This is a genomic window from Streptomyces incanus, assembly GCF_042656345.1.
GTDB classification, from domain to species: Bacteria; Actinomycetota; Actinomycetes; order Streptomycetales; family Streptomycetaceae; genus Streptomyces; species Streptomyces incanus.
Genome location: NZ_JBHSPC010000042.1, coordinates 63,076 through 66,146, shown reverse-complemented (window position 1 = coordinate 66,146; position 3,071 = coordinate 63,076). Strand labels below are relative to the sequence as shown.

Annotated in this window: 3 protein-coding genes; all 3 read right to left on the bottom strand. The window is 73.9% G+C overall.

Annotated features, from left to right (window positions below; all coding sequences use genetic code 11):
• Positions 1 to 280: 280 nt before the first annotated feature.
• A complete protein-coding gene (locus ACFP2V_RS16605) occupies positions 281 to 928 on the bottom strand; it encodes a hypothetical protein (protein ID WP_381212193.1) in 648 nt (215 codons plus the stop codon).
• 1,267 nt (positions 929 to 2,195) lie between these two features.
• Complete coding sequence (locus ACFP2V_RS16600; protein WP_381212191.1) at positions 2,196 to 2,543, bottom strand: anti-sigma factor family protein; 348 nt, start codon at positions 2,541 to 2,543, stop codon at positions 2,196 to 2,198.
• Positions 2,544 to 2,760: 217 nt separating this feature from the next.
• Positions 2,761 to 3,071: response regulator transcription factor (locus ACFP2V_RS16595; protein WP_381212188.1), on the bottom strand; the 311-nt coding region annotated here is incomplete at its 5' end.

Genomic DNA, 3,071 nt, shown 5'->3' with positions numbered 1-3,071 from the left:
TTGTCGGCACCTGCTCACCCGCGGCAGCAGCGTGTCGTTCGTTGACACATCAGGTGAAATCGGTATGGCCGTTGTGCTGCCGGGTGGCGGGTGGGGTGGTCGAGCGCGCGGGCGGGCCGGTGACGTGCTGTCGTCCGCAGGGTGAGGTTCCCCCGGAACGTCCCGGTGAAGGCGAAGACCTGACGTTGGCCCCGGGTCCTCATCACTGTGCACCTGCGGCCGGCCGGCGGGTCCACGTGAGTGTCCTGGACGCGTGCCCCCCGCCCGCAACGGGCTCTGTTCATGGTGATGCGGGCGGCTCGTCAGGCGAACCGGAACCTGGTTCATCGGGCCGGAGGCCGGGTGTCACCGACTTCACCTCTTGGACGAGGTGGCCCGGCCGTAGGGGGGCGGGCCCGCTCAGAGCCACGGCGGCCATGACGACGACGCCCTGGATGACCAGCGAACAGACGCCCAGGGGTTCCAGCCAGTTGCCGTAGTCGTCCTCGTCGGTGGGAACGGGCGTGGCACGGGTGACGATGTAGCCGATGGTGGTCAGCAACGCGGTGAGCCCTCCCACGACCCAGCCCAGCCGCGGTCCGCGGGTCAAAAGAAGAAGGGCGCCCGCAGCGGTACCGACCACGGTGGCGGTGAAACCGCCGATGAGCAGGGGCACGTCCGCGTCGATGACCTCGTAGACGTGGATCCCGGCATCGGCCAGGAGAAGGACTGCGGCCAGGACGCGCGCCCCGCCGTGCTCCGCACGGCCTCGCGGGGTGGAGGCGGGACTGTCCAGCATGATCCATCCCGTGTTCGAGTCCTGGGTCAACAGGTCCCACGCGCCACCACGCGAGCAGGCCAGGAACATGATGCCTGTCGCCGCGAGCGAATCGCGGACACCCGGGGTCGGCGTGTCCGGTGCCGGGCCCGTCCACGCTTCCCTGCTCACCCGTGCGCCCCCCTCGCCGACCTCTGCACCGGCCGGCGAGCGGACGGTGTGGCCATGCCGCCCTCCACGTCGTCGACCGCGGGCGGCATGCTGTCGTGGAGCTTGGCGGGCGGCTGCAGAAGCCGCCCGCTGACTTCCTCACCGAAGCCTGGAGCACCAGACCCACCGCACCCGCACCCGCACCCGCACCCGCACCCGCACCCGCACCCGCACCCACGCCCACGCCGGCGCCGGCGCCCGGAGCCTCACCACGCCCCCGCCCCGGCCGCCGATCCGGCCGACACCCCCACCGCGGCGACATCGCCGGCGAACGCGACCCCGGCCGAGGACGGCCGGGCGGTGGGGCTGCGCGAGGCCCGCGAACACCACCCGCGAAGTGCCGTCATCCTTCGCCGAGATTCACGAGGCGGGTGAGCACCGACTGCCCCCGGAACCCACCGGCCATCGCTGTGCCTGGAGACGAACGAAGCCACCCGGCCACGCCGCCACCCGACGACAGCCCCCGACCACCGCACCGAGACGGCCGTCCGCTCCGCCCTCCGGGGCCGGGCCACCGGCGCCGCCGGCCCGCCGAGGCCTGAGCAGCGGCCCGGCACCCGACCCCCCGCCACGCCCCGAGGCGCCGGCAGAGACCCACGCCCTCACCCACCTGACAGCGTCGCCGCAGGCCCTCAGCAGGTTCGCCCGGACCGCGCATCCGCAGTCGGGCCGCCCCCCACGCGGGGCCCGGGTGGGGGGCGCAGGCGAAGTTCACCGCCTGGTGCAGGATCCACTGGCGGGGGGAGAGGAGCCGGAACGCCCGCTTTCCGAGAGTGTCGAGGCCGTCGTCGATGGACGGTCGGCTCAGGCGCACGGTGAGCTTGTGGCAGACGGCGAGCTGTTCCCCCGCCGGTCTGCGTCACCGCGCCGGACACCGGCCCCGGCCGGCCGCGTGCGGCCACCACCCGGCCGGCGACGGGCCGGGCTGCCACGTCCACGATCGCCGGCAGTGCCGCCGGCTGCTCCGGCCGGGTCACCGGCCGGAGCAGCGCATCCTCGGCCACCCGTGAGACGGGGCGACCACGGCCCGTCGCGGCAGCCCGAAAGAGGCGGCGGTGCTCGGGGAGGGATGCCGGGCAGCGGGCACGCGCGTGATTCCTCCTGGTCGTGTGCACAACCGGGGACCGTCGGCGGCGTCCGCCGCGGTGCGCGGTGAGCCCCCTCACCGGCGCGCTCGGCGCGCACTTTTGGTGTGCCGCCCGGGCGGATCAGCCCGCTGCCCGGTCGCTCACCTGACGTAGGCAAGCCGGCTCACCCATTGGGACAGCGTGAGCGGGGTGGCCAGGGCCCCTCGGGCCGCACTGTGCCGGCGGCGTCGGTGCCACGAGCCATGGCGGCGCCCGGCCGGCCCGGGCAGGTACGACGGCGGCTGCCGGCCGGGGTCGCAGGCCAGGGCCTTGCGAAGAGAGGACAGGTGTGCGGCCACGGCCGCGAGGCAGTGATGCTCGTCCCGGCAGTCGGGGCAGGTCGCCAGGTGGGCGCGGACCGCGCTCGCCTCGCCGGGGTCCAGGACGTTGAGTGCGTGTCCTTCTAGCAGGTCGCCGATGGTGCGGCAATCCTGGGAGGCAGTGAGCATGGCGGGTCCCTTCGCGCAGAGGTGAGAATCGCACCGTCACCGGGGCCGGTGTACGGCTGGTGCACCGGTACGCGGCTCCGTTTCATGACCTCACCATCGCCCAGGAAGGGCCCCTTGCGCGTCGTCCCCGTGCAGCAATTCCCGGGTACCACGGCCGCGGTATCCGGCAGGCCGGCCTACGACAGGGCCACAACGCGCTGAGCGGCCCCGCCGGCGTTCAGCCGGTCGCCGGGGGGCGGGTCGCCGTCGCCGGGCTGACCACGCCGCACTGGTAGGCGATGACCACCAGCTGGGCCCGGTCGCGGGCGGCCAGCTTGGTCATGGCCCGGTTGACGTGGGTCTTGGCCGTCAGCGGGCTGACGAACAGACGCTCGGCGATCTCGTCGTTGGACAGTCCCAGCGCGACAAGCCCCAGGACATCGCGTTCCCGTGGCGTCAGGCATTCCAGCCGCTCGTGCACGGCTGCCGTGCACGGTTCCGGCTGCGCCAGGAACCGCCTGATCAGCCCCCGGGTCGCCGAGGGGGACA

What these genes read in the sequence shown, in the direction of transcription:
- ACFP2V_RS16600 (WP_381212191.1), bottom strand. Translation starts at nt 2,543, where the DNA reads ATGCTCACTGCCTCCCAGGATTGCCGCACCATCGGCGACCTGCTAGAA.